Below are 24,662 nucleotides of genomic sequence, written 5' to 3' on the forward strand. Positions count from 1 at the left end.
CCTACCAGTGCGGGTGCTCGAGTGAGTGCCGCAGCCGGCCGTACAGCTCGGCGTCCTGGCCATCCAGCGGTTCGTCGTCCACGTCGCCGCGCCCGCCACGGAGCCGCCGAAGGAGCAGCGAGCCGATCATCTCCGCCTCGCGTTCCTCTGCCGCTGCGTAGTTGCTGCGGCCGAGGCTGCGCTGCACCAGTTGCGGGTCGAGATCCGGCAGCAACAGTCGGGACGCGTCCGCGTCCAGTACCTCGGTCGCCCGGTGCCCGGCGAGCAGGTGACCCAGCTCGTGGCCGATGATCAGCTGTTGGTGCAGCGGCGAGGTGTCCTGCTCGAAGAAGATGGCGTCGAAGTCGCCGGTCGGCACACACATTCCGCACACCGTCTGCGCCGGCAGCTTGATCGGCACCAGGTGGATGGGCCGGCCGCGACGTTCGCCGAGCGCGTCGCACAGTGTCTGGATGTCGGATGGCTCCGGCACCTCGAGTTCGGCGACGATCCGCTCGCAGCGCTTGCGCAATCGGTTCAACCTCACGTCAGCGTTCCCCTGCTCGTCGACGTACTCCCACCGAAGGATGTGCACGGCTATCTGCGCTCCCCGGGCGCGGATCCGCTTGCGGCAGCATTCTCGGCCACGACCCGCAGGCGGACCACCATCTGCTCGATGAGCTGGGTGTCGGTCGCGGAGAGCCCGTTGTCGGCGAGCACCTGGCGCAGCGCCACCTGCTTGACGTCCATCCGACGTAGCTCGCGCAGAAGCGTGATCTGGTCCTGTATCCGCCGAGCCGCCGCGTCGTCGACGAAGTAGCCCGAGTTCACGCCGAAGGCGGCAGCCAGGGCGCGCACGTGTGAGGTGCGGGGATCGCGTGCCACACCGCGCCGCAACTCTCCGATGTAGGCGGCGCTGATGGTGACACCCGTCTCGGCCGCGGCTTCGTTGATCCTGTCGGCGATCTCTCTGTTCGTGTACTTGCGACCGGGCTCGTCGGAATCGCCGAGCTCATCCCGGCTGGGGCGGATCTCGTCGAACAGGTATTCGAGCCTCGCGGCCAGTGTGTCGAGGGGCGGCAAATCCTGCTCTGCGTGCCGATCATCGGCCATGATTCTTCACCCTCCAGGCACCGAAACGACAGTGTCGCAGATGCATGCCTCGACGAAACAGATGTTGACACGTGCACGGAACGTGAGCGTATGCTCGCTCCTGTTTGGAGCAACGTGTGTTGAGCGGTCGGCCAATCTGCTCAACACCCGTTGCGTGGCGGGCGAACCCGAGGTCCGCCAGAACGGGGAGGGGCCGTGGGAGGGGTCAGCTTCGTGAGGAGCAGGACGGGGGGACTCCTCCTGCAGCACTGCTGACGCGGCTCGCCGGTGGCGGAGGGGCGGACGTCACCGGCACCCGCACCCCGGACGGCACGTCACGCTGCCACCTCATCCTGCTGCCGTGGCGTCAGATCCACCGCCAGGGGCGGATCGCGGTACGGGCCCGTCGGCGCCACCGGGTCCGCCGCGGGTGGAGGAACGTCCGGATGTCCTCCAGGGCGTCCTCGGCGGTGCCGCCGACCTGGGGCAGTGCGAGCGCTCGGCGCAGGGCGGCGACCACCCGGCGTTCGTCCAGTTGACCGTAGACCCTCGCGAGATGCCCGAGACAGGTCGCGGCGAGGGCGCTGACCTGGTGATCCTCGTGTTCGAGCAGCCGAAGATGCAGCTCCTGCGCCTCCCGCCAGTCTCCGTCGCCGTACAGCGCGGTGCCGACCATGGCGTCCAGCGCGGCAGGCAGATCACCACGGTCGAATGCGGCGTGCACCTCGGCCGGCGTCGACGGCGGTGGATTGAAGAAGACGCGATGCTCATGGGCCACCGCGACATCCTCCTACGTCCGCGCCGGTCCGGGTGAGCCCAGTCGCCGTACGTCATCGGCACGCTGATCAGCGACCCGGGACGCCGGCCGGCCCTCGCCGTGGCGTCCCCTGGCCGCGGTGAACGGGTCGAGATCGTGCAGCGCGTCCTCCAGGTGCGCGACCGCGGCGATCGCGACGGTGTCGACACCGGCCCCGGTCGTAGCGACGATGCGTCGGGCGAGCCGGATCGCGTCATCCGGGCTGGCGGCCTGGAACAGCAGCGGCACCAGGACGCGGACGGCCGCGCACCGGCCGTCGACGTCCTCCAGCAGACGGGGATGGCGCTCGACGAGTCGGGTGAGGCGGTGGTCGAGCACCGCGTCCAGCATGGGCCGGGCCCGCCGCCGCAGGGCGGCCCGCAGCTGGGCCCTGCCGTTCGGCCGGCGGAGCAGGTCGGCCGGGTCGGCGCCGGCGGCGAACTCGGCCACCAGCAGCGGGCCGGGCGGAAATTGCTTCCGCAGCAGGTGCCAGGCCCGGTCCACGGCGCGGGAGCCCGCCGGGTCCGCGTCGAATGCCGCCACGACGCCCCGGGCGGCGCCGGGCAGGTTGCGCAGTGTCGCGGCCTGCTCGTCGGTCAGTGTGGTGCCGCAGGGCGCGAGAGCCACCGCCCCCGAGGCCCCCGACCGGGAGTAGGACAGCCAGACCGCGAGGACGTCGGCCGGCCCTTCGACCAGGACCGGTGTCCATTGCGCGCTGAGACGCTCCTGCTGCTCGGCGATGCCGAACAGTAGGTGCCTCTTGTCGTAGATCGCGGTCCGTGGGCTGTTGATGTACTTCGGTACGCGCACCGCCGACGCAGGGCGGCATCGGCCGAGGAACGCCACGGCCTGCCCGGCGGGATTCCGCACCGGGAACATGATCCGGTCGCGGAAGACGTCGATGAGCCGGTTCGGGTCGGACCGGGTGCGCCGTGCCAGGCCAGCTCCGACCAACTCCTCCGCCGTGAAGCCGGCGGCGAGCAGGTGGTCGGTCAGCGCGCTCCAGTCCGGTGGGGCGTATCCGACCCGCCACGGCCACTCCCGTCGCACGAGGACACCGAGGCCGCGTTGGGCGAGATAGGCGCGCGGGCCGTCGGTCTGGCTCAGCTGGGCGCGGTAGTACGTCACCGCGGCTTCGACGGCCGCCAGCAGCCGCGCGAACTCGGGACCGCTGCCGCGTACCGGGGGATGACGGGATTGAGGAGCGCCCATGGCCCACCTCCGGTCTCCACGCTAGCGTCAACCGGTCCCATCTCGCCACGAACGCTGCGCCCGGGCTCCCGCGCGATGAGCGCGTACTACTGCGGCCCGCCGGCCCAGAGGGCCGCGATGAAGTCGTCGGCGCTGATGCTCGTGGGTCGGTCGCTGACCTGGCCGTCACCAAGTTCGATCACCCGCCAGACGCCGTCGTCGCGACGGGCGAGGTCGACGGTGACGAACGGCAGGTCGAGGGCGGCGACCAGGGGAGTGAGCGTGGTGAGGTCCAGGCCGGTGGGTGGGAGGTCGTCGGGGGTGTCGGGGTGCGCGCCGACGAGTACGCAGGCGCCCCCGATCCACCAGGTGCGTACCTCGGTGGTGGTGAAGCGCTCGAAGGCGCGCAGGACGAAGCCGCCGGTGAAGTCGTCCGCGCGGAGTTCCCGGAATCGGGTGGCGACCTGCCAGGCCGGGTCGGCGTCGGCGAGGTCGGGGATGAAGGCTGCCTCGTGCCAGTGGTGTTTCATCGACTTCGTGTAGTCGCGCAGCACCGCGGCGCCGCTACCGAGCCTGGTCCGGGCCTCGTCGAACGCGGTCCGCTCCGCGCCTGTCGTCCAGGTGGAGATGGGGGTGACCGGGGCGAGGTCGTCGTACCAGCCGGGGAGTTCGTGGGCGCGGTGGTACTGCTCGGCGCTGGTGCGCAGGGTCACGCCCCGGGCGGCGAGGGCGTCGGCGAAGCCCGCGTACCTGTCGCTGCGGAGCATCCACCCGCGATAGACGGCGACGGCGCCGGCGGGCACGGCTGTGACCGCTGCCTGCGCTTCGTCGCGGGCCAACGCGTCGTGGTCGACCACCGCGACGTCGATCCCGGCGGCGCGAGCCGCGTGCGCCTCGGGCGCGAAGTGGTCGTCGGGCCGGCGCGGCCGGAGGGGGTTCGCGGGGACCAGCAACATCATCCGGGCATCCTGCCGCAGCCAGCACAACGGATTCCACCCGGTATTCGTTAGGCCGCACTGTGTGGCACCCCCGACCTCCCCACAAACCACACGCGCTCTGGGTCACAATTGCCGGATGATGCCCCCGAACTGCCTGGTCTGTGGATCGAGAGGCAGCGCGACCGAATTCACTCTGGTGTACTTCGCCGTGAACGCTGAGGAGGAAGCGGCATTCGCGAGACGCGCGGCCGCAAGCTGGGTCGGCCACCCGGAAAACGCCTACTGGTTCTGCGCCGAGCACCTCCATCTCGGCGCGGACCGCGAGGCGATGCACTGGCGCGAGGCCGTTGCCGAAATCATGGCCATCTCCACCAGGCATGCACGTCTCCCACCCCAACCGTAGATCGCCAGTCGTCCGCGCGTCGCCGGATGATGGTGACCTCGTACGTGTGGTTGTCGCGGTCGACGACGGCGGACGGTCCGCTTTCACGCCCCTGGTCCGCGACATCATCGTCGGCCCCTGACAGCGCGTCCTTGCCACGACACCTGCGCCGATCCCCTCCGTGTGGCGCGTCGGAGAGCGGGATGGCACGATCGGTTTCGACGGTGTCCCCTCGGCTTCGGTTTTCTGGAAGGCGTTCTGGGGGCAATCCATCCACAAAGGAGCATCATGGTTCGCAGACGTGCAGCAATGGCTCTGGCCTCACTTGCCCTGGCGACCGGCACCCTCCTGACCGTCGGTGCCACACCGGCCTCGGCGGCCGGTAGCTGCGATGAGTGGTGGGACTCCAACACCTACGGGGTCAGCTGCACCGGATACTCCAGCGGCACGCAGGTGCGCGCCACCGCCCGGTGTGCCAACGAGACTGTCGCCACCGGCAATTGGAAGAACGCCGTGACTGGAGGTTGGTCGTACGCCTACTGTGCGGGTCGAGGCGGCCGGCACTCCAGCGACAGCATGGCGCCCAGCTTCCGCTAGCGGACACCAACGGGGCCACGCAGTCACGCCTCACCCGGACCGCGCGGTGCCGAGAGCCGATCGGCTGCGCAGGTCAGGAGCGGCGGCTGGCCCGCACGACCACGTCGTGGATCGAGACTGCGTGGCCGCCGTGCCCCGGCACGGCCCGGTGTGACTCCCGAGCGGTCACGACCTCCCAGACGAGCGGGTCGAGGCGCGCGGTGATGTCGGCGGCTGTCACCGAGGCCGACGCGGGTGGCTCGGATTCATCGTGCCCATGCCCAGCGCCGGAGGCGTGGTCCTGGTGGTGGAGGTGGCCGACGATGAGCAGGGTGCCGGCGGGGGCCACCCAGGATGCGATGCGGTCGTAGAAGTCCAACTGCGGCATCGCGGGATGCGCATAGTGGGTGGTCACCAGGTCGTACCGTGCGTCCGGCTGCCACCGGGACAGGTCCGCCTCGACCCAGCGCACCCGGGTGGCGACGCCGCTGGCGGCGGCGCGCTCGGCGGCGCGGGCGAGTGCCGCGGTGGCGATGTCGGCCGCGGTGACCTGCCAGCCCTCGGTGGCGAGCCAGATGGCCTCGGACCCGGCGCCGCAGCCCACGTCGAGCGCCGTTCCGGGCGGAAGGTCGCGGACCTCCCGCACCAGGTGTGGATTGGGTGGGCTGGTGGCCATGGCGGTGGCACGATCGCCGTCCCAGATCTGGTCCCAGTACCCCTTGTCGAACGAGTGGGTCATCGCGCGTCTCCCTTGGTGGTACGGCCGGCGTGGCCGCAGCCGCTCAACAGTGACCAGGAGCGGACGGATCCGCAAAACTTTTTGCCAAATGGCAAACTGGGCTCATGGACGAGTCAACGGACCGCACCCTCGACGCCGTCGGGCCGCGGCTCAAGCAGCTGCGGCAGCGCCGCGACATCACCCTGACCGACCTCGCCGCGGAGACCGGCATCTCGACAAGCACCCTCTCCCGGCTCGAGGCCGGCCTCCGGCGTCCCACCCTCGAACAGTTGCTGCCGCTGGCCCGCGCGTACGGCGTCACCCTGGACGAACTCGTGGACGCGCCGCCGACCGGCGACCCACGCATCAACATGCGTCCGCTACCCACCAGCGACGGCTCCATGGTCGTGCCACTGACCCGCCGGCCCGGAGGCATCCAGGCCTACAAGTTCGTCCTCCCGACCGGGCGCGACGACGCCGAACCCGACCTGCGCACCCACGAGGGCTACGACTGGGCGTTCGTCCTCAACGGCCGACTCCGACTCGTGCTCGGCGAGCACGACCTCATCCTCGAACCGGGCGAGGCCGCCGAGTTCGACACCCGTACCCCGCACTGGTTCGGCGCCACCAGCTCAGGACCCGTGGAGTTCCTCAGCCTCGTCGGCAAACAGGGTGAGCGGGCACACGTTCGCGCCGCCCCCCAACGGCACGAATCCAGTTGGTGACGCGTCCGTGGGCGGGGCGACGGCAACGAGCGCGGCGAGGCTGGCGGGGCTGCGGGCGATGGCGGACGTCGCGGTGCCGGGTCCGGTTAAGGCCAGGTGACGCGGCGGACGACCGGGGTGTCACGCGTCGCGGCGACGGAACGTCAGCGCGGCCAGCGTGAGGGCGGAGAACGTCCACGCGATCGTGGCGGCGGCGCCGTGCGACGGGTCGAGGGCAGCGGTGTCCGGCAGGTAGGGGGCGCTCGCGGGGGATCCGGCCCGCAGCAGCGGGCCGGCGATGAAGTACAGACCGAGCAGCGCAATCGTGGCGGGCACGGCACGGCGCACGACGGTGGCGACTGCCGCCGCCAGCAGTGTGGTGAGCGTCAGGTACGCGGCCGCGGCGGGTATCCGGGCCGCCTCACCGGCCGGCAGGGTGCTGGTGGCCGCCGTCGCGGTGGCCACCGGGAGCGTCAGAGCAGCCAGCGCGAGGGCTTTCGCCGCCTGTAGTGGCAGACGGCGGGGCATCGCGAGCAGCGTGGCCCGGATCTGGTCGCCCTCCTGGTACTCGGACGTGGCGGCCAGCAGGCCGAGCACCAGGAAACCGGCCTGGGTGTAGCCGAGCGGGGCCAGGGCGGCGTCGCCGAGCTTCTCGCCGGAGGCCTCGGCGGACGCGTACGCGTACGTCAGCAGGACGGTGGCGGCCCAGGTCAGCAGCGCGGTCCGGCGCAACGACGGCAGGGTCAGCAGTTTGCGCAGTTCGGCGCGGACGGTGTTCACGCGTCGCGCCGCTGGAACAGGACGGCGCCGACCGCGAGCAACGCGGCGATCCAGGCCGTCATCACCAGGCCGGCGGTCACCGGAGGAACCTCGACGGGGAAGTCCGACTCGCGGATGAACATCTGTGCTCCGACGATGTCCGGCAGGTAGGAGGCGAGGTCGGTGACCTTTGTCAGCAGGTACGACACGGATACCACGGAGCTGTTGATGATCAGCAGGGTCAGCGGCACGATGCCGTTGCGGGTGATCAGCGTGATCGCGTACGCGAGGAGCGCGGTGAGCGTCCAGTAGAGGATCGCGGCGGCGACTCGCGCCGGAGCGGGTACCGGCACATGTTCGCCGTGCAGCGCCTGGGTGAGGGTGAGGGTGGCGGCGGTCGTGACCGCTGCCTGTGCCGCGACGACAAGCACCAGCGCGATGGTCTTCGCCGCGAGCAGCCGCAGCCGGTGGGGCACCGCGGCGAGCGTGGCGGTGAGTTGGCGGGCGCCCGGGGCGTCCCGACCGGTGGACGTGTATTCGCTGCTCACCACGATGACGCCGAGGACCATCGGACCGATGAGGCCGATACCCAGGTCGCGCAGGCCCAGGTCGGACGTGTCGGTGAGCGTGCCGGCGGCGATCGCCCGGCGGGTGTACGGCGCGTTCAGCAGGACGACCACCGGTGCGACGAGTGTGCCCAGCACCAGACCGACCCAGGCGGTGGGCAGGCCGAGCAGTTTGCGGAGTTCGGCGCGGACCAGGTTCACCACGGGCCACCCGCCTCGGTGGCGGTCAGCGCGAAGAAGGCGTCCTCCAGGGTGCGGTGACCGCCGGTGATGTCCGCGAGCCTGCCGTGCGTCACCACCCGACCCTTGTCGATCACGACGACGTCGTCGACGGTCTCCGCCAACTCGCCCATCAGGTGGCTGGACAGCAGGACGGTCCGGCCCTGCACGGCGCTGTCGCGCAGGAATCCGCGCATCCAGCGGATCCCGGCCGGGTCGAGCCCGTTGACCGGCTCGTCCAGGACCAGCACCTCCGGGTCGCCGAGCAGCGCGGTGGCGAGCCCGAGCCGGCGGCTCATCCCCAGGGAGAAACGGCCGGCCCGCTTGCGCGCGTCGCCGGTCAGGCCCACGGTCTCGAGGACCTCGTCGGCGCGGGAGTCCGGGAGGCCGTTGCTGGCGGCCACCCAGCGCAGGTGGGCGCGGGCCGTGCGAGCCCGGTGCGCGCCACTGCCGTCGAGGAGGGCGCCGACAGTCGTCAGCGGGCGGTCCAGTGTCCGGTACGGGCGTCCGCAGATCAGCGCGGTCCCGCCCTGCGGTCTGTCCAGCCCGAGCAGGATCCGCAGCGTCGACGTCTTGCCGGCTCCGTTGGGCCCGAGGAAGCCGGTGACCCGGCCGGGTCGGGCCTCGAAGGTGACGTCGTGCAGGATCCGCGTCCCGCTCTTGGTCTTACTGACGCGATCGATCGTGATCATGGCTCGAGTCAACAGGCGATCAGGCCCGCACACATCGGACCGTCCTCGGATCCCGCCGGCCCGGTCGGTCCACGGACCGTCAGACCCTGGTCTGAGAACTACAGTCGGGGAGGTGAACGTCCACCCGCGCCCCTCCGGGCGGTCCAGGACCGTGCCGGTGGTCGCCGCGGTGGTCAGCGTGCTGGTGATGGCCATGTGTACGGTCGGCACGCAGGGCCCGCTCGCTGTCGTACTGCCGTCGCTGATCGTCGGCGGCGCTGTCGCGGCCGCGATGTGGGCGGTGCGGCGGTCCCGCGCCGACCGCACCGCCTACGAGTCGCGGTTGACCGCCTGGGCCGCCTCCGAGGCGGTGCTCGCCGAGCGGTTGCGGATCGCCCGCGACCTGCACGACATCGTCTCGCACGGCCTGGGTCTGATCACGGTCCGCGCGGCGGCCACCCGGCACCTACCCAAGCCGACCGAGGTGCAGGTGGCGCTCACCGACATCGAGGACGCGAGCCGGCACGCCACCGCCGAGCTACGCCGCATGCTCACCGTCCTGCGGGAGCCGTCCGCCGCCAGCCGCCGTGCGCCGGTGGACAACCTCGACGACCTGCCCGGCATCGTGCACGGGGCGTCGCTGGCCGGGGTTCGGGCGCGGCTGACGGTCGAGCCGCTCGGCCCGGTGTCGCAGGGTGTCCAGGTCGCCGTCTGCAAGACCGTGCGGGAGGCGCTCAGCAACGCCGCGCGGCACGCGGGACCGACGGACGCGCGGGTACGGGTGTACCGGGACGGGACCCACGTGGTGGTCACGGTGGCGGACACCGGCCCGTCACTCGACGGTTGGCGGGCGGCGCCGGGCGCCGGACACGGGCTGGCCGGGTTACGGGAGCGGGTCGGCAGTCTCGGCGGCACCCTGTCGGCGGAGCGCGTCGACGGGGGTTTCCGCCTCACCGCGCGGATCCGGGACGAGGCGGCGTGAGCGACATCCGGGTGCTGCTGGTGGACGACCAGGCGCTGCTGCGCCACAGCCTCGCCATGATCATCAACAACGAGCCGGACCTGGCCGTCGTCGGCGAGGCCGGTGACGGCGCGCGGGCCGTGGCGTGCGCCCGTACCACCCGCCCCGACGTCGTCCTGATGGACGTTCGGATGCCGCACCTGGACGGCCTCACGGCCACCCGGCGCATCTGTGCCGACCCCGCCCTGTCCACCGCCCGCGTCCTGGTCCTGAGCATGTTCGAGCTCGACGAGTACGTCTACGAGGCGTTGCACGCGGGAGCATCCGGTTTCCTGCTCAAGGACGCCCGCCCCGACGAACTGATCGAGGCGATCCGTCGTACCCACCGTGGCGAGTCGCTGTTCGCGCCGTCGATCCTCACGCGGCTCGTCGCGCACTACGTCACGGCGCCCCGACCGGATCGACCGACGTCGGCGCTGCGGCGGCTGACCGGCCGTGAGGTGGAGGTGCTGACGCTGATCGGTGGCGGCCTGTCGAACGACGAGATCGCCACCGCGCTGGTCATCTCGGTGAAGACGGTGAAGACGCACATCACGCACCTGATGGCGAAGCTGGCCGTACGGGATCGGGCGCAGCTGGTGATCGCGGCGTTCGACGCGGGCCTGGTGCGGCCACGCCGCTGAACCGAGCTACGTCGCCGGCGCGAGGATCACCTGTCCGAGTTCCTGGGTGCACCGGGTGAGCGCGACGTAGAGGCCGTTCCAGCCGCGCGGTTCGGCGGCGATGCCCTGGGGGTCGACGAGAAGCGTCGCGTCCCACTCCAAACCCTTGGCCTGGGTCGCGGTGAGCACCGGCACGTCGCTCAGCACGGCCAGGAGTTCGCTGATGCGGTCGGCGGGGGCGATGACGCCGACCGTGCCGCCATGCCACCGCTGCCGAAGCTGTCGCACCGCCCGGACGGCGGTGTCGGCAAGCTCGGCGGGTGTGGTGGTGAGCTCCCAGGGGGCGATGCCGGAGGAGCGTACCGCCCGCGGCGGCGTGTTGTGGCTGCCAGCTTTCGTCAGGACCGGCCCGGTCAGATCCATGACCTCGCGTGGGGTCCGGTAGCAGATGGTCAGCTCCGCGGCGGTCCACCGATCGCCGAAGACAGCCTGCACCGCTTCCGCCCAGCTGCGGTGCCGGTGCGCCGCCTCCGCCTGGTCGATGTCACCGACCGCCGTGATGGAGCGACTGGGACAGCGCCGGACGACCATCTGCCACTGCATCTCGGACAGCTCCTGCGCCTCGTCGATGACCACATGGCCGTACACCCAGCCGCGCTGCCGGCGGGCGCGGTCGGCGACGAACTCGCCAGGTGGTTGCGGGGCTGCGACCTCGCCCAGCAGGTCGGCGAGGGCGTCGAGCAGGGCGATGTCGCTCGGTGCCCACGGGGTCGGCTCGGCCGAGACAGCGTTGACCTCCGCCGGGGACAGCCGCGGGGCGAACCGGGCCAGCAGGGTGCGGTCGGTCAGGAGGGCGCCCAGCAGGGTTTCGGGGTCGAGGGTGGGCCACCAGGCCTCGACGAACCGGGCGATGCTGGCGCTGCCGGCGATCCGAGAACGGAGATCCTCGACCTCCTCCTCGGAGAGCACGCCGTCGACGTCACTGCCGGTGGAGGTCCGGCCGGAGTGGTGCTCGCGTGTCATGCCCCGGTCGACGCGGGCGAGGATGTCCTCGAAGCCCTCCTCCATCTCGTTCATCAGCGTCTCGCGCTGCTCGACGACGGCGTCGGCGAGGAGGTGGTGCAGCTGCTCGGCGAAGACCGCGCGGGCCCGATGGTACGGCCGGCCCTGCACCGCCGAGGCGAGCGCCTGCGCCACCGTCTCGGCGGGAATGGCGTGGAACTCGCCCTGCCAGCGCAGCTTCAGCTCACGAGGACGGGGGAGCAGCGACGTGACGTAGCTTTCCAACGTGGACTGCCAGAGGGCGCGGCCCTTGATCTCGGCGAGCTGCCGGCTCTCGTCGCGGCCCACCCGGATCCCCGGCAGCAGCGTGTCGCTGGTCGCCGAGACGACCGCGGTCTCACCGAGCGCGGGCAGCACCTGGGCGATGTACTCGAGGAACCGTGGCGAGGGGCCGAGGACCAGGACCGCCTGGTCGGCAATTGTCCGGCGGGCGAACAGCAGGTAGGCGACGCGGTGCAGGGCGACCACGGTCTTGCCGGTGCCAGGCCCGCCCTGAACGATCAGCGGACCGGTCGCCTCGGCCCGGATGATGTCGTCCTGTTCGCGTTGCAACGTGGCGATCGCCGTCGACATGCGGCCGGTGCGTCGCTGGTCGAGGGCCGCCAGGAGAGCGCCCTCACCGACGAGTTCCGCCGACAGGGTCCCGTCCAGTGGCTCGTCGTCGACGCCGACGACCGTCGATCCGCTCGTCCGGATGTGTCGGCGCCGGGCCTGGCCCTGCGGGTCGACAGGCGTCGCGGTGTAGAAGGGCCGCGCCGCGGCCGCACGCCAGTCCACCAGCAGGGGCTCATCGTCCTCGCCGTCGTCGCGAAGACCGATGCGGCCGACGTGTCGCACGGTGCCGTCGAGGCCGTCGAGGCGGCCGAAGACCAGCCCCTCCCGTGCTTGCCGCAGCTCTTCGTACCGCTGACCGAGCATGCGCTGCCGGGCCTGTTCCACCGGGTCCAGAGCCTCGGCCGCAAGCTCCACCCGGAGGTGGTCGGCCAACCCGTCGCGCCGGGCCGTGGCGAGGTCGAGAAATGCCTGTTCCTCAGCGACCGCTGATCGCCGGGCGACGTCGTCCGTGGCAGTTGGTGATTCGCCCTCGGGTGTGCCTTCGCCTTCGGGTGTGCCTTCGCCTTCGCCAGCAGTGCTGTGGTGCAGAGCAGAATCCTGGCGCATTCGCAATCCCTGTGCTTGTGGTCCCCCGGGCCGCGGATGAGCCGCAGCCTATTCCCGAGCGAGCATAGAACTCATTCTCCTCATCGGCCAGGAATTCTGTCGCCAGAGACGCGAATCTCAATGCCTTGCGAATGTGGTCCCGGTGGCATCCTCCAATCCGTATTCGCTTATTGACAGTTCGGTCCTTATCTGATCTGAGCGCGGACGCTCCTATGGCTCGATTGGTCACGCGGTAACCGGAGCACCTGCCGGCTGATCGATGTGACTACCATCCCCTCGTGATCGAGGAGCTGATCGAGAAAGCGGCCGTCGAGGACGACGAGGCCATCGAGGAACTGTCCGCGATCGCGGACACGGACCCGGGGAGGCTGACTCCGCACCTCGGAGACCTGCTCGATCGTGACGTGCTGTGGCCGGCGACGTTGTACCGGGCGGCGGAGGTCGACGTGGTCCGCCGGGTCATCGAGCGGATCGACGGCGGCACGACGCCGGACGACCTCAACGAGCTTCTCGTCATCCTGGCGCACACCGCTCACCCGCTGGCCGTGAGCGCCCTGCGTCGCTGGACGACGCAACCACCGGCCGGCGCGGAGGAGCTGCACGTCAGTGCACTGAGGTACGCCGAGGAGGGCGGCTGGACGGTCGGGTCGGAAGGCAGCCGCCGGGACCTGTGCGGCGGCATCGCGTACCAGTGGGTCATGCGGGAGACGCCGCGGCGCGTGGACGGCCCCACCTGTCCGTGGTGCGCGTCGCCGTTGTGGACGGCCGCGGACCTCGACACCGCGGAACCTGCCGTCGGCGCCGCGCTGACCCACACGGGTTGGTCCGGCCGGCTGGTCATCGAGACCTGCTATTGGTGCGCCTGCTACACGACGCTGTACAGCCAGGTCACACCGGCCGGCACCACCACGTGGTGGCCCGGCAACACCCGCCCGAGCTACCTCGGTTCCGCCGAACCGGAGGACCCACCGACGCTGGCGCCGATCCTGGGGCCGGCCCGGATGAATCCCTACCAGGCCAGCGCGTGGGGCCGGGGAGGTTCGACGCTGGGCGGCCTGCCCGACTGGATCCAGGACGCCGAGCACGCCGACTGCCCCGGTTGCGGCCAACCGATGGACTACGTGGGTCTGCTTGGCGGCGCGGACCTGGACGACTTCGGTGAAGGTGCCTACTACCTGCATCTGCACCAACCGTGCGGCTTCGCCGCCGTGAACTACCAGCAGAGCTGAACGCCGTCAGCGGCGGCGGACGGTGGGACGCATCGCGTCAGGTGGTCGGAATGACCGCCTGCGGACTCCTTGTCGGGTCGGTGGCCGTCGGACGTGCGGGGACCATGCTGGACAGGCCTACGGCCAGTCGGGTCAGGGCGAGTGCGATCGCCAGGGCGACCACGGCGATGATGGCGTGGCCGATGTCGGGTGCCCACAGCCGGAGTTTGGCAAGGTCGGCGCCCTGCCAGAAGGACGGCAGCGTCCAGGCGGCGCCGGCTGCCACAGCGGCGGAACCGCCGGTCCATGCGGTGGTGGCGATGAGGGAACGGACGCGTGAGCGGGCCGGCGGGAGGATGCCGTGCCGGAGTCGGCGGACGAGGCGGATCCAGGACCAGACCAGGATGGTGATCAGCACGACGGCGACGCCGAGCAGGCCCGTCAGCACCCAGACGTGAACCGGGTCGGCGGCGGCGGTGGTGGGCGTGGCGCCGTGCAGGATCCGGGCGAGATTGAACGCTCCGGCGCTGAGCGGAGCGTCCATCGGCAGACCGTAGATGTTGGTCATGATGATGACGGCCAGGTTCGACTCGGGTGCGAGCAGGAGATGGGTGAAGTAGTCCGGGGTCGCTCCGGCGTGCCAGACGATGCGGGTGCCGACGCCGTCGAGGGTGCTGTTCCTCCAGCCGAACCCGTAACTGCCGTGACCTGTGGACACGGCGCCGGTGTGCATCTGTGTCGTGCTGTCGGCGCCGAGGATCCGGGTGTTGCCGTAGCGGCCGCCGTTGAGCTGCGCGATCGCGTAGTGGGTCAGGTCGTCGAGGCTGGCGGCGAGGAAGCCGTACGGCACTCCGGCGGTGTCGAACGGCGCGGCGAAGCGCTGCGGCCGGCCGAGGTGGTAGCGGTGTCCGGCCGGGACTCCGACCGCGCGGGCCTCGTCGACGGTGGCCGCGGAGTGCGTCATCTGGAGCGGGTCGAGCACGTGGTGGCGCAGGTAGGCGCCGAAGGTGTCGCCGGTGACGTTCTCGACGAGTGCGCCGAGAATCATGTAGTTGGCGTCGCTGTACTCGTGGCGTTGCCCGACGGCGGCGGTGGGTCGCAGGGTGGCCAGGTCACGTACGGATCGGGTCAGGCCGCCAGGTGAGTTGTCGTACCGGTCGGTCAGGCCGGTGCTCCAGACTTCCGGTAGACCGCTGGTGTGGGTCAGCAGTTGGCGGACGGTGACCGTTCGCGCGGTGTGCGCGTCACCCAGTGTCAGCCATGGCAGGTACGTGGACGCCGGGGTGTCGAGGTCGACGCGGCCGGCCTCGGCCAGTTGCGCCACCGCGAGTGCGGTGAACGACTTGCTCGTCGAACCGAGCAGGAACGGTGTCTGTGCGGTCATCGGGCGGCCGTCGCCGTCGACGCCCCAGGCGCCGCTTCGGAGGACCGTGTCGCCGCGTACCACCGCGTACGCCAGCCCGGGTGCCCTGGTTTGTTCCTGGTAGGCGTGCAGGTAGTCCTCGCCGGCGGCCAACTCGTCGCCGGGTGCGACGTGGTTGAGCACCGGGTCGGCGGCGACCGGCGCGGCCGTTGTGGCCAGCAGTGTCAGGCAGCCGGCCACCGCGGCCAGACGCGCGGCCTGCCGTCGTGATCGGATCCATTCGCTCATGTCGCACGCCCTTCCGCGTCAGCCGATCTGGCTCAGGAGCTTTTCCAGCGCGGCCAGCCGATGCCTGACCTCGCCGAGTTCTGCCCGCACGCGCGTCAGTTCGTCTGCCATGGCCTGGCCCCCGTCGGCGCTCCGTTCGGCCAGCAGCCGGTAACCTTCCTCCCGCGTCGCGGCGTATCGGGCGCGATAGAGGCCGAGCCCGACGAGACCGGCGACGACGATCACCGTCGTCACGATCACCGCCGAGGCGATGGTGGAGGTCTGCGCCATGTCCAATGCCATCTGCTGGGTCATTGCTCACTTCTCCTGTTCTCTGGCCGGCTCCGCGCCGGTCAGGGTCTGCGCGGCCAGCGCGACCGCCGCCAGGTCCAGGGACACCGTGAACGGCGTGGCCTGGAAGTACTTCACCGAGCTGCCGTCCGGTGCGGTGACCAGTTCACCGGTCACCAGATTGGCTGCCTCCAATTTCTGCAGGTGCATGTAGAGCAGCGGTCGGTTCATCTGCAGCCGCCGTGCGAGTTCGCTGACGTAGGTGCGGCCCTGGCTGAGCGCGGCAAGGATCCGCAGTCGGTGCGGGCTGGCCAGCGCGGCCATCAGCGACACCAACTCGTCACCGGTCCGCAGGGTGCCGCTCATCCAGGGATCCCTCCTCGGCACAGTGTCATATTTCTCTGACACGGGGGTGTAAAGAGATTCTGACACCGGGCCTGGGTGGTGTCAACGCCGTCCCGGGCGCCGCGGGCACTCGCCGGCCTGGATCCGGACTGGTCGGAGCGTGACGGAGCTGTGTGGGCCGGGGCCGGGCGGTAGGTTGCCCACATGTCACCGATCCCGACGCCGCTGCTGCCCGAAACCCGACGCGCGCTGGTTCACCGGCTGGCCACCGGTCAGGCGGCGGGTCGGGCGCCTTCAGTCGTCGCTGCCGTGGTGCGTGATGGCCGTCCAGTGTGGGTGGAGGGTTGGGGAACTGTGGACGGCCAGGTGCCGGATGGCGACCTCCAGTACCGGATCGGCTCGATCACCAAGACCTTCCTGGCGGTGCTGGTGCTGCGCCTGCGCGACGAGGGGCGACTCGCGCTCACCGACCCGCTGGCCGAGCACCTGCCCGGCACGGCGGCGGGCCAGGCCACGATCGGTGCGCTGCTGGCGCACACCGCCGGGCTTGTCGCCGAGGCGACCGGCCCGTGGTGGGAACGAACCCCGGGCGCGCTGCGACCCAACCTGGCCGACGTGCTGGGCAGCGATCCGCAGGTGCATCCGGCTGGACAGCGCCTCCACTACTCCAACCCCGGTTACGCCCTGCTCGGCGCGCTGGTGGAGCGGCTTAGGGGTCAGGCGTGGGGCGAGGTGTTGCGGCGCGAGGTGCTGGAGCCACTCGCGATGACCCGCACCACCCTGCTGCCGGTCGCGCCGCACGCCACCGGCTGGGCGGTGCATCCCTGGGCCGACGTGCTCCTTGCGGAACCGGCAGTGGACACCGGTCTGATGGCGCCTGCCGGGCAGCTGTGGTCGACCGTGACGGACCTGGCCAGGTTCTCCGCATTCCTCATCGACGGCGACGACCGGGTGCTACACCCGGACACCGTCGCGCAGATGCGCACCCCGGCGAGCCCACCGGAGGCGACGGGCTGGGACGGCGGCTACGGGCTCGGCATGCAGTTGCTGCGCCGTGACGGCCGGCTGTTGGCCGGGCACACCGGCTCGATGCCGGGCTTTGTCGCGACGGTCTGGGTGAGCCCCGAGGACGCTCTGGGCGCGGTTGTCATGGCCAACGTGACCGCCGGCCTGTCCGCCGGCACTCTCGCCGCCGATCTGCTGCACGCGGTTGCCGAGCGGGAGCCGCGGATCCCTGCGCCGTGGCGACCGCTGCCCTCAGTTGATCCACAGCTACTGGACCTCGCCGGCCCGTGGTACTGGGGGCCGGCCCCCTATGTGCTGCGCCCGCAGGCTGACGACTTCATGGAGTTGGTCCCGCTGTCCGGCGGGCGCGGCACCCGGTTGCGCCCCACCGGCGACGGCGGTTGGGAGGGGCTCAACGGCTACTTCGCCGGCGAACGGCTGCGAGTGCACCGCGACGCGGCTGGCGTCGTCACCCACCTCGATCTCGGCACCTTCGTCTTCACCCGGCAGCCCTACGACCCTGCGGCGCCGGTGCCCGGCGGTGTCGACCCGGCCGGTTGGCGGGCCGGCTGACCTCGCGAGCGCACCGACCTCGCCGGCTCCGCGGCTCCGACGAGACTGGCGAGAACGACCGGCTCAGGATGTGCCGCGAGGGCCAAGCCAGAGCCGCAGCGGTCGTCCGTCATCGGTGTGCACCAAACCGGTCTCCTGCGCGTAGGCCAGCGCCTCGCCCAGTTCCACCTCGCTCACCAGCAGCCGTCGCGCCAGTTCTGCCGGGGTGGTCTCCAACGGAGTCCGGGGTGTCCACCGCAGTACCGCTTCGAGGTCCTGGGCGACAGCGTCGTAGCGACAACGCATGTCCCGCTGCCGAACCGCCGCAACCTCATCGGGAGGCAACGACAGAACCTTGTCGATCCGGGCGGGTTGGCCAGCCCGGTAGGCGTCGTTTCCCTCGTGCACCAGAATGCCGGCAGCGACCAGCAGCGGGAACACGTCGCGTTTGCGACGCAGGGGAGGCACGCCCAGTTCGGCAGCGATCTCGTCGAGCCGGCGTTGCTCCGCAGCCTCCCGGGCGCGGTACCCGGGCGCCACGTGGCCGTTGGCTGACGGACGCGGCCACAGCGGTTCGTCCAGCCAACCCACCGGATAGAGCGGAGGCGAGTGGAAGCCGTCCTCGACCTGCTGCGGGGTTACCGGTCGACCGAGCCGCCGCGCCGTGTTGGCGGCGATGGACGCCACCTCCGTCACCCAGCGCGGCAGCGCCGAGTGCCAGCCGTTGTCCGGGCCTCCGATCGCCGGCTGGCCGCGGGCCAGCCAGACAGGCGGCTGAACGACTGGATCGGGCCAGAACCGCAGCACCCAGATGTAGCCGGACGTGTTCTCCGTGCCCGCCTGCCGGCGCGCCACCCGCACCCGGTACCACTGCGCATCACCGAGGTCGAGGTCGGCGGGACCGACGCCGCCGGTCAGCGTGGTGACCGACAACCCACCAGAGCTCGAACGGTACGACGCCTCCAGGACGTCGTCGAACTCCTCGTGATCAGCAGGCGGCGGACCGTCGTGCAGTTCGAGACGTACCGCGTGATCAGCCAGGCCGGGCGCCTGAGCGGTGACCCAGCCGGCGCCGGTCCCGGCGAACGTCCCGGTCGGCCGACCGCCGCGATCACGGTACCGGGGCACCTCCGGATCCTCGTGACCCCACTCCACGTTCGGGTCCAACACGACAAGGAGTGCGTACTCGGGACGGTAGTCCTCGACCTCGACCGCCTGCACCAGTGTCACGATGCCAAAATAGTCGACGGCCGACCCCTGGATCCGCAGGTGCGACCGCGAGGTACTGCAACGTCGTGGGTTTGCGAGGCACTCACCGCCAGGCGCAGGTCGCGCAGGTCCACGTCTGTAGCCGCCGGGGCAGTGGTGGGCCGGTCAGCCGTGCTGGTCGGGCTCTGCTGTGGTGGGTGGCATGTGAGCGTCCGGCTCAGGCCGGGACCAGGCTGGCCATCTTGTCGGCGGACTTGAGCCCCGAGCCGGTGAGCACGACGACGGTCGTCTGATCGGGAGTGATGGTGCTGTTGGAGATGAAGTGGTCGAGTGCGGCGACCGCGACGGCGCTGGTCGGCTCGGCGTACAGGCCGCGGGCGGCCAGGGCGCGGACCGCAGCGTGGATATGCACCTCTGGAACAGCGACGCCCGCGCCGCCGCAGCGACGTAGTGCCTCGACGGCCTCGGGCAGCCGTACCGGGGTGGCGATGGAGGCCCCCTCGGCGACGGTCGGCACACGCTCGCCGCGCCCGGCCCGGTCGACACCGTTGAAGGTGTCGGCGATGGTGGACCAGTGCTCGGGCTGCCCGACGAGCAGCCGGGGTAGTCGGTCGATCTGTCCCGCGGCGAGCAGCTCGGAGAAGGCGATGTCGCAGCCGAGGATCTGACTGCCGGCTCCGGCGACGAGCACCACGTTGTCCGGGGCGGTGAAGCCGAGGCTTTCCCAGATCTCGTACGCGATCGTCTTGGTGCCCTGGACGAACATCGGGTGCCAGTTGTGGCTGGCGTACGGGATCTGCTCCGACTGCCGGACGGCCTCCCTGCCGACCTCGTCGCGGGTGCCACCAACAAGCTCGATCTCCGCGCCGAAGGCACGTGCCTGCAGGATCTTCGGTGCGCTCGTCGCCGCCGGCACGATGATCTTGGCACGTATGCCGGCCGCGGCGGCGTAGGCAGCGACCGCGGCACCGCCGTTGCCGGAGCTGTCCTCGAGCACGCGGTCAGCACCCTGTGCGCGCAGGTGCGACACCATCACCGACACGCCGCGGTCCTTGAACGACGACGTGGGGTTGAACCACTCCAGCTTGAAGTGCACCCGGTGCTCGCCCCAGGCCAGCGCGACCAACGGTGTGAGGCCCTCGCCGAGGCTCACCCGGTGATCAGGGTCGACGGGCAGGGCGGAGCGGTAGCGCCACAGCGACCGCTCGCGCTGGTCGATCTGCTCCGGCATCAACCCGGACAGGGGTGACAGCATGAGAGGGCTGTCGTCGTCGCCGCGCCAGCGCCGCTCATGCAGCGGGTAGCTGTTGCCGCTCCTGTCCAGCAGCAGCGGTTCGCTGTAGTTCCCCATCACGTCCTCCGTGCACAGCGGGTGCGGCGTTCCCATCAAACCAGGCACGCACGCTCATTGGCTGCCCCCGGTTTCCTGATCCGGATCGGCCTGCTCCTGATCAGGGAACCACCACAACCACAAATCTCGGCCCTCCGGCGCCGTCACGGTGCCAGCGGGTAACCGTCGACCGGGCGGGCTGAGCCTTGCGATATCCTGCAGACGCCCACCCCGGCGTCGACCAAAGTCGCGTCCGTCGGCTATCGATGGTCCATGGGGCGCCCCAGATCCAGGGAGATACCGATGCCGGAGCCTGAGCCCGTGCAAGACGACCACGAGGCGGATGCCGACGCCACGGCCGAGGCCGACCAGCCTGCCGCTCCTACGAATCGGGCCGCCCGACGCGCCAAGGGCAAGGTCGCCTCACCCCAACCGCACGGGAAGGGTCAGCACTTCGGCGGCCGGGGCTCGGTCCAGAGCCCGCGACAGTGGGGTAACCGGCGAAGCGGCTGACCGCCGCTCGTTCGGCCTGCCGGCGCGACCGTACGTCCTGGAGTTGGCGCTGTCCGGCAACCAGCGATCCGGCCGCCGGTTGTCGGTCCCACCCCGACCCGACCGGTGCCGTCTCCCGGTAGCGCGGGGCCTCCTGCTCGCTGAGGATGCGCAGCAGCGGTCTGTCTGCCGGACGCCTGCCGTGCTGGGCTGGGGATATCTGTACCTAATGTAGGACTTCTTCGCATAAGACCGGTTAACGCGAGTCCTGCTCCACTACGTTCATGTCGGGAGCGACACCCGATTTGTCGCTGTCTGCGCGGATTGTTACGTGCGGAGACATGGTGTAGGGAGAAGGGCTAGGTAGCTCGATGTCCAACCATCGACACCCGAACGTCAGCGAGGTAGCGGCAGATCAACCACCTCCCGCCAGGAGGCGGCGGGCACGGTGGCTCGTCGCCGGAGTGGCCGGGGTGGCGGGGCTGGCCGCCGTCAGCGCGCCGACAGGGGTGACCGGAGCGCTCGGGTCGAGCGGCAGCAGCCTGGTGAACGCCGGGGAGCAGGTCCTCGCCGGCAGTACCAGCCGGGTGACCGGCGACGACAACAAAGGGCAGGACCGGGGCGGCACGGACCACAAGAACGACGACCACCGGGGCGGCGAGGGCGACCACATCACGGACGTGCCGTGCGGTGCCAACGAGCTGATCGCGGCGCTCGTCCGCGCGAACGCCGGCAACGGGGCGACACTCAAGCTCGCCGGGAAGTGCACGTACACGCTCAACGCGTCCGCACCTCAACCACCAGTGCCCCACGGTCCCATCGGCCTGCCGATCATCACCCAGCGAGTCACGATCGACGGCAACGGCGCCACCATCGTCCGCGCGGCCAACGCGGCACCGTTCCGGATCCTCGAGGTGGGCGCCGGCGGCGATCTCCACCTCCGCGACGTGACCATCAAGGGTGGCCAGGACACGAGCGGGATCGGCGGCGGTGGGGGTGGAATCCGGATCGACATCGGTGGCAGGGCCACCATCGAGAACACCGACGTGGTCTTCAACCGGACCAACGGCTCGGGTGGCGGTATCGCCAACTTCGGCGATACCAGGATCCTCGGCCGCAGCGATCACGGCGAGGGTAAGGACCGCGACGGCAAGGACCGGGACGGCAAGGACCGGGACAAGCACGGGGACGACGAGAGCAAGATCAGTGACAACGCCGCCCTGTACGACGGCGGGGGCGTCCACAACAACGGCAACCTCACCGTGCGGAACACCAGAATCAGCGACAACAACACGATCGGGGTGGTCACCGTCCTGCCGATCGGTGGCACGGGTGGTGGGCTGTCCAACTCCAGCGTCGCCGTGCTCGACAACGTGCGCGTGCACCACAACACCTCGGGCTTCCGGGGCGGTGGCATCCGCAGCGGAATCAACGCCACCACCACGGCCAGGAACATCGAGGTCAGCGAGAACGCGACAGGCAGCGAAGGCGGCGGAATCTTCAGCGACGGCATCTTCCACCTGGAGCACAGCAAGATCAGCCGGAACAGCGCCGGCCAACGCGGCGGCGGGATCTTCAACCAGATCGGCCGGTTCGTGGTCGAGGACAGCCAGATCAGCGAGAACGCCGCCAGCACGTTCAGCACGATCGAGCACGGCGGCGGCGTCTACGTCGGCAGCGGCATCGTCGTACTGCGGCACACCCACATCAACCGGAACAAGGCCGTCGGCACGAACTCGCGCGGCGGCGGGATCTACAACGGTGGCACCGTCAACCTCACCGAGTCCACGGTGACGGAGAACGTCTCGGCCCTGGCGCCGGGCGGGATCTTCAACGAGGGCGGTCAGGTCACCGCGGATGACAAGTCGGTCATCAGCGAGAACCGGCCCACCAACTGCACACCCAGCGCGCCGCCCGTCCCCAACTGCTTCGGCTGATCATCTGGCCGCTCGGCTCGTCGAGGGCAACAGGCACCGACAGCGGTACGGGGCATCCGGTCCCGCCCGGGTTCGATCACCTGATCGGGTCCGTGGCGGGACCGGATGCGTGTGCCGTTCCGGCGGTGCGGGGCCGGGGCCGACAGCACGTGGCGACGTCAGGTCTCGTCGGAGTCGTCGATCAAACGGACGGTAGCGCCTCGATCGCTGATCGTGTCACCATCTGGTGGCAGGGGTGGACCGCTTGACGGTCGGAGGTTCCATTGGCAGGCATGCGGCGGATCAACCAGTCACAGAACAACGACCGTTCCCTGATCCTCTTCCGGGCCATCGCGGTGGCACACCGCTACACGCAACGCGCCCAGGCGGTCAGTCTGTCGATGTCACTGGTCGTCGCGAGCCTCGGCGTGGTGGCGAAGGTGGCGCTACCCCCGCTGCAACCCACTGTCTCGATCATCGGTGCGCTCTGGGCCGGCGTCTACGCGTTCGTACTGGCTCCCCTGATCGGCCGTCACCTGCACGTCAGCGCGACGTTGCAGGAAATGCTGGACACCGACCTGTTCGACCTGCCGTGGAACGCGGTCCTGGTCGGTGAGCGGCTGTCCGAGGACGAGTTGAGCCGTCTCAGCCGGCGCTTCCGCGGCGACGAGACGCGGTTGCGGGACCTACTACCTCGTCGCGACCGTCGCCGCTCCGTACGACGTGCTCTTCTGTCTGGAGCAGAACCTGGCGTGGGGCTCGCGGGTCCGGCGACGCTTCGCTGCCGCGCTGCTCGGCGTCGTCGCGGTCTGGTGTGTGGTGGGCGTGACCGTGGGCCTCACGACCGAGAGTACGGTCGGCAGCCTGGTCGGCGCGTGGTTCGTCCCGTCGCTGGGTCTGCTGCTGTCCTGTTCGGACATGGCCCGCGCGCAGATCCTGACCACCCGGGACCGCACCCGGGTGCTCGGCCTGGTGCGCGCGGTCACCGAGGGTCCGTCGCACGCGATTGCGGACGACCAGGCGTTCGCCGTGTTCGCCCGGCAGGTGCAGGATGTGCTGTTCGTCGCCCGCCGGCAGCAGCCGCGGATGCCGCAGTGGTTCTTCCGCCTCTTCCACGACGACGATCTGACCGACTTCCGATACAAGATGCAGGTGCTCGAACAGCGGGTGGGTGCCTCTTCCTAGCGTCAGCGCGGGCGTCCACTGGCGCGGCCGCCGCCGAGATGTGAGCTGGGTAACTGTCGTTCATGGGGGGCCGGGTCGTCTCGTCTCTGTTGACAGGTTCAAGTGGACGGAGACGTCATGAAGATCTTCCTCGCCGGCGCGTCTGGCGCGATCGGCCGCCAACTGGTCGCCCAGCTCGTCGCACACGGTCACGAGGTCGTCGGGACGACCCGCTCGGCCGCCAAACTCGACGCCCTGCGGGCACTGGGCGCCGAACCGGTCGTCGTCGACGCGCTGGACTCCGGTTCGGTGGCGGATGCGGTGGCGAAGGCCGAGCCGGAGGTCGTCGTCCATCAGCTGACGGCGTTGAGCGGGCCGCCGGACTTTCGACACGTCAAGCGGATGGCCGCCGCCACCGATCGGCTGCGCACCGTGGGCACCGACCACCTCCTCGCCGCCGCGCGCACCGTCGGGGTACGCGCGTTCGTGGCGCAGAGCAACGCCTCGTGGATGGAACGCACCGGCGGGCCGGTGGTCGACGAGGACGGCCGGATCGAGCCCCGCCCGCCGGCCGACGCCGAGGAGAGCGTGGCGGCGCTACGCCACCTGGAGACCGCCGTCACCACCATCACCTGGGCCGAGGGGATCGTGCTTCGCTACGGTGGCTTCTACGGTCCGGGGACCGGTGTGGGTCTGGCGCCGGACGCCAGCATGGCCAGTCTGATCCGCCGTCGGAGGGTCCCGGTCGTCGGCGGGGGCACCGGGGTGGTGTCGCTCGTGCACATCGTCGACGCCGCGACGGCCACGGTCGCGGCCGTCGAACGCGGCCGGCGCGGGATCTACCACGTCGCCGACGACGATCCGGCGCCGGTGGGTCAGTGGTTGCCGGAACTGGCCCGGGTGCTCGGCGCGAAGCCGCCGCGCCGCCTTCCGGCGTGGCTGGTGCGGACGGTGGCCGGCGCGGCTCCGGTGGATCTGATGACGCGGGCCCGAGGCATCTCCAGCGAGAAGGCCAAACGGGAGCTGGGGTGGACGCCGCGGTATCCGAGCTGGCGCACGGGTTTCGTCGAAGGGCTGGGCTGA

General features: G+C 70.6%; 24 protein-coding genes and 2 pseudogenes. 11 read left to right on the forward strand and 15 right to left on the reverse strand.

Annotation, left to right across the window (positions count from 1 at the left end; translation table 11 throughout):
- Nucleotide 1: 1 nt before the first annotated feature.
- The 5 genes from AB0C25_RS09940 to AB0C25_RS09960 all read right to left on the reverse strand — a co-directional run bounded on the left by AB0C25_RS09940 (nt 2) and on the right by AB0C25_RS09960 (nt 4,017).
- Nucleotides 2–526 carry a hypothetical protein gene (locus AB0C25_RS09940; RefSeq protein ID WP_357371471.1) on the reverse strand — a complete coding sequence of 175 codons (525 nt, stop codon included), beginning with the start codon at nt 524–526 and terminating at the stop codon, nt 2–4.
- A gap of 50 nt (nt 527–576) precedes the next feature.
- On the reverse strand, nt 577–1,092 hold the full coding sequence (locus AB0C25_RS09945; RefSeq protein ID WP_357371473.1) for a hypothetical protein: 516 nt from the start codon (nt 1,090–1,092) through the stop codon (nt 577–579).
- A 346-nt stretch (nt 1,093–1,438) separates the two neighbouring features.
- Nucleotides 1,439–1,849 (reverse strand): hypothetical protein, encoded by a 411-nt coding sequence (locus AB0C25_RS09950; RefSeq protein ID WP_357371475.1) that lies wholly within the window; start codon nt 1,847–1,849, stop codon nt 1,439–1,441.
- A gap of 12 nt (nt 1,850–1,861) precedes the next feature.
- Entirely contained in the window at nt 1,862–3,079 is a 1,218-nt protein-coding gene (locus tag AB0C25_RS09955; RefSeq protein ID WP_357371477.1) for a toprim domain-containing protein, read from the reverse strand.
- Between the two features lie 86 nt (nt 3,080–3,165).
- Nucleotides 3,166–4,017 carry an ATP-grasp domain-containing protein gene (locus tag AB0C25_RS09960; protein ID WP_357371479.1) on the reverse strand — a complete coding sequence of 284 codons (852 nt, stop codon included), beginning with the start codon at nt 4,015–4,017 and terminating at the stop codon, nt 3,166–3,168.
- A gap of 115 nt (nt 4,018–4,132) precedes the next feature.
- On the opposite strand from AB0C25_RS09960, the gene AB0C25_RS09965 reads away from it, so the two are divergent.
- Both AB0C25_RS09965 and AB0C25_RS09970 read left to right on the forward strand, forming a co-directional pair.
- Nucleotides 4,133–4,399 carry a hypothetical protein gene (locus AB0C25_RS09965; protein WP_357371481.1) on the forward strand — a complete coding sequence of 89 codons (267 nt, stop codon included), beginning with the start codon at nt 4,133–4,135 and terminating at the stop codon, nt 4,397–4,399.
- Nucleotides 4,400–4,666: 267 nt separating this feature from the next.
- The gene (locus tag AB0C25_RS09970; RefSeq protein WP_357371483.1) at nt 4,667–4,975 is read left to right on the forward strand and encodes a hypothetical protein; all 309 of its coding nucleotides are present in this window, start codon (nt 4,667–4,669) and stop codon (nt 4,973–4,975) included.
- A 73-nt stretch (nt 4,976–5,048) separates the two neighbouring features.
- Here AB0C25_RS09970 and AB0C25_RS09975 read toward each other — a convergent pair whose 3' ends face one another.
- On the reverse strand, nt 5,049–5,693 hold the full coding sequence (locus AB0C25_RS09975) for a methyltransferase domain-containing protein (protein WP_357371485.1): 645 nt from the start codon (nt 5,691–5,693) through the stop codon (nt 5,049–5,051).
- Between the two features lie 104 nt (nt 5,694–5,797).
- On the opposite strand from AB0C25_RS09975, the gene AB0C25_RS09980 reads away from it, so the two are divergent.
- Nucleotides 5,798–6,397, forward strand: a complete 600-nt coding sequence (locus AB0C25_RS09980; protein ID WP_357371487.1) for an XRE family transcriptional regulator — start codon at nt 5,798–5,800, stop codon at nt 6,395–6,397.
- A 120-nt stretch (nt 6,398–6,517) separates the two neighbouring features.
- Here AB0C25_RS09980 and AB0C25_RS09985 read toward each other — a convergent pair whose 3' ends face one another.
- The 3 genes from AB0C25_RS09985 to AB0C25_RS09995 are packed head-to-tail and all read right to left on the reverse strand — an operon-like array spanning nt 6,518 to nt 8,612.
- On the reverse strand, nt 6,518–7,156 hold the full coding sequence (locus AB0C25_RS09985) for a hypothetical protein (RefSeq protein WP_357371489.1): 639 nt from the start codon (nt 7,154–7,156) through the stop codon (nt 6,518–6,520).
- Nucleotides 7,153–7,902: a hypothetical protein gene (locus AB0C25_RS09990; RefSeq protein WP_357371491.1), complete on the reverse strand. Its 750-nt coding sequence runs from the start codon at nt 7,900–7,902 to the stop codon at nt 7,153–7,155. Before AB0C25_RS09990 ends, AB0C25_RS09985 begins: the two co-directional genes overlap by 4 nt.
- Nucleotides 7,899–8,612, reverse strand: a complete 714-nt coding sequence (locus AB0C25_RS09995) for an ATP-binding cassette domain-containing protein (RefSeq protein ID WP_357371493.1) — start codon at nt 8,610–8,612, stop codon at nt 7,899–7,901. Before AB0C25_RS09995 ends, AB0C25_RS09990 begins: the two co-directional genes overlap by 4 nt.
- A gap of 112 nt (nt 8,613–8,724) precedes the next feature.
- On the opposite strand from AB0C25_RS09995, the gene AB0C25_RS10000 reads away from it, so the two are divergent.
- Nucleotides 8,725–9,573: a histidine kinase gene (locus AB0C25_RS10000; protein WP_357371495.1), complete on the forward strand. Its 849-nt coding sequence runs from the start codon at nt 8,725–8,727 to the stop codon at nt 9,571–9,573.
- Entirely contained in the window at nt 9,570–10,235 is a 666-nt protein-coding gene (locus tag AB0C25_RS10005) for a response regulator transcription factor (protein ID WP_357371497.1), read from the forward strand. Before AB0C25_RS10000 ends, AB0C25_RS10005 begins: the two co-directional genes overlap by 4 nt.
- 6 nt (nt 10,236–10,241) lie before the next feature.
- Here the strand turns inward: AB0C25_RS10005 and AB0C25_RS10010 are convergent, their stop codons facing one another.
- The gene (locus AB0C25_RS10010; protein ID WP_357371499.1) at nt 10,242–12,437 is read right to left on the reverse strand and encodes a UvrD-helicase domain-containing protein; all 2,196 of its coding nucleotides are present in this window, start codon (nt 12,435–12,437) and stop codon (nt 10,242–10,244) included.
- Nucleotides 12,438–12,715: 278 nt separating this feature from the next.
- Between AB0C25_RS10010 and AB0C25_RS10015 the strand changes: the two genes are divergently transcribed.
- The gene (locus AB0C25_RS10015; protein ID WP_357371501.1) at nt 12,716–13,666 is read left to right on the forward strand and encodes a hypothetical protein; all 951 of its coding nucleotides are present in this window, start codon (nt 12,716–12,718) and stop codon (nt 13,664–13,666) included.
- 37 nt (nt 13,667–13,703) lie between these two features.
- Here the strand turns inward: AB0C25_RS10015 and AB0C25_RS10020 are convergent, their stop codons facing one another.
- The 3 genes from AB0C25_RS10020 to AB0C25_RS10030 are packed head-to-tail and all read right to left on the reverse strand — an operon-like array spanning nt 13,704 to nt 15,932.
- Complete coding sequence (locus AB0C25_RS10020) at nt 13,704–15,296, reverse strand: serine hydrolase domain-containing protein (protein WP_357371503.1); 1,593 nt, start codon at nt 15,294–15,296, stop codon at nt 13,704–13,706.
- 18 nt (nt 15,297–15,314) lie between these two features.
- A complete protein-coding gene (locus AB0C25_RS10025; RefSeq protein WP_357371505.1) occupies nt 15,315–15,590 on the reverse strand; it encodes a hypothetical protein in 276 nt (91 codons plus the stop codon).
- Between the two features lie 3 nt (nt 15,591–15,593).
- Nucleotides 15,594–15,932 carry a winged helix-turn-helix domain-containing protein gene (locus AB0C25_RS10030; RefSeq protein WP_357371507.1) on the reverse strand — a complete coding sequence of 113 codons (339 nt, stop codon included), beginning with the start codon at nt 15,930–15,932 and terminating at the stop codon, nt 15,594–15,596.
- Between the two features lie 183 nt (nt 15,933–16,115).
- Between AB0C25_RS10030 and AB0C25_RS10035 the strand changes: the two genes are divergently transcribed.
- A complete protein-coding gene (locus AB0C25_RS10035; protein ID WP_357371509.1) occupies nt 16,116–17,489 on the forward strand; it encodes a serine hydrolase domain-containing protein in 1,374 nt (457 codons plus the stop codon).
- Nucleotides 17,490–17,552: 63 nt separating this feature from the next.
- Here the strand turns inward: AB0C25_RS10035 and AB0C25_RS10040 are convergent, their stop codons facing one another.
- Nucleotides 17,553–18,698 (reverse strand): hypothetical protein, encoded by a 1,146-nt coding sequence (locus AB0C25_RS10040; protein ID WP_357371511.1) that lies wholly within the window; start codon nt 18,696–18,698, stop codon nt 17,553–17,555.
- Between the two features lie 196 nt (nt 18,699–18,894).
- Nucleotides 18,895–20,028, reverse strand: coding sequence for a pyridoxal-phosphate dependent enzyme (locus AB0C25_RS10045; protein ID WP_357371513.1), 1,134 nt, complete (start codon nt 20,026–20,028; stop codon nt 18,895–18,897).
- A gap of 842 nt (nt 20,029–20,870) precedes the next feature.
- Here AB0C25_RS10045 and AB0C25_RS10050 point away from each other — a divergent pair.
- From AB0C25_RS10050 to AB0C25_RS10065, 4 genes and pseudogenes are all read left to right on the forward strand, one after another.
- The gene (locus AB0C25_RS10050) at nt 20,871–22,436 is read left to right on the forward strand and encodes a hypothetical protein (protein WP_357371515.1); all 1,566 of its coding nucleotides are present in this window, start codon (nt 20,871–20,873) and stop codon (nt 22,434–22,436) included.
- Nucleotides 22,437–22,708: 272 nt separating this feature from the next.
- Nucleotides 22,709–23,086: pseudogene (locus AB0C25_RS10055) on the forward strand (S-4TM family putative pore-forming effector); the annotation flags it as partial.
- Between the two features lie 25 nt (nt 23,087–23,111).
- Nucleotides 23,112–23,600: pseudogene (locus AB0C25_RS10060) on the forward strand (S-4TM family putative pore-forming effector); the annotation flags it as partial.
- Between the two features lie 117 nt (nt 23,601–23,717).
- Complete coding sequence (locus AB0C25_RS10065; protein ID WP_357371517.1) at nt 23,718–24,662, forward strand: NAD(P)-dependent oxidoreductase; 945 nt, start codon at nt 23,718–23,720, stop codon at nt 24,660–24,662.

Source organism: Micromonospora sp. NPDC048839 (assembly GCF_040649915.1).
Lineage (GTDB): Bacteria > Actinomycetota > Actinomycetes > Mycobacteriales > Micromonosporaceae > Micromonospora.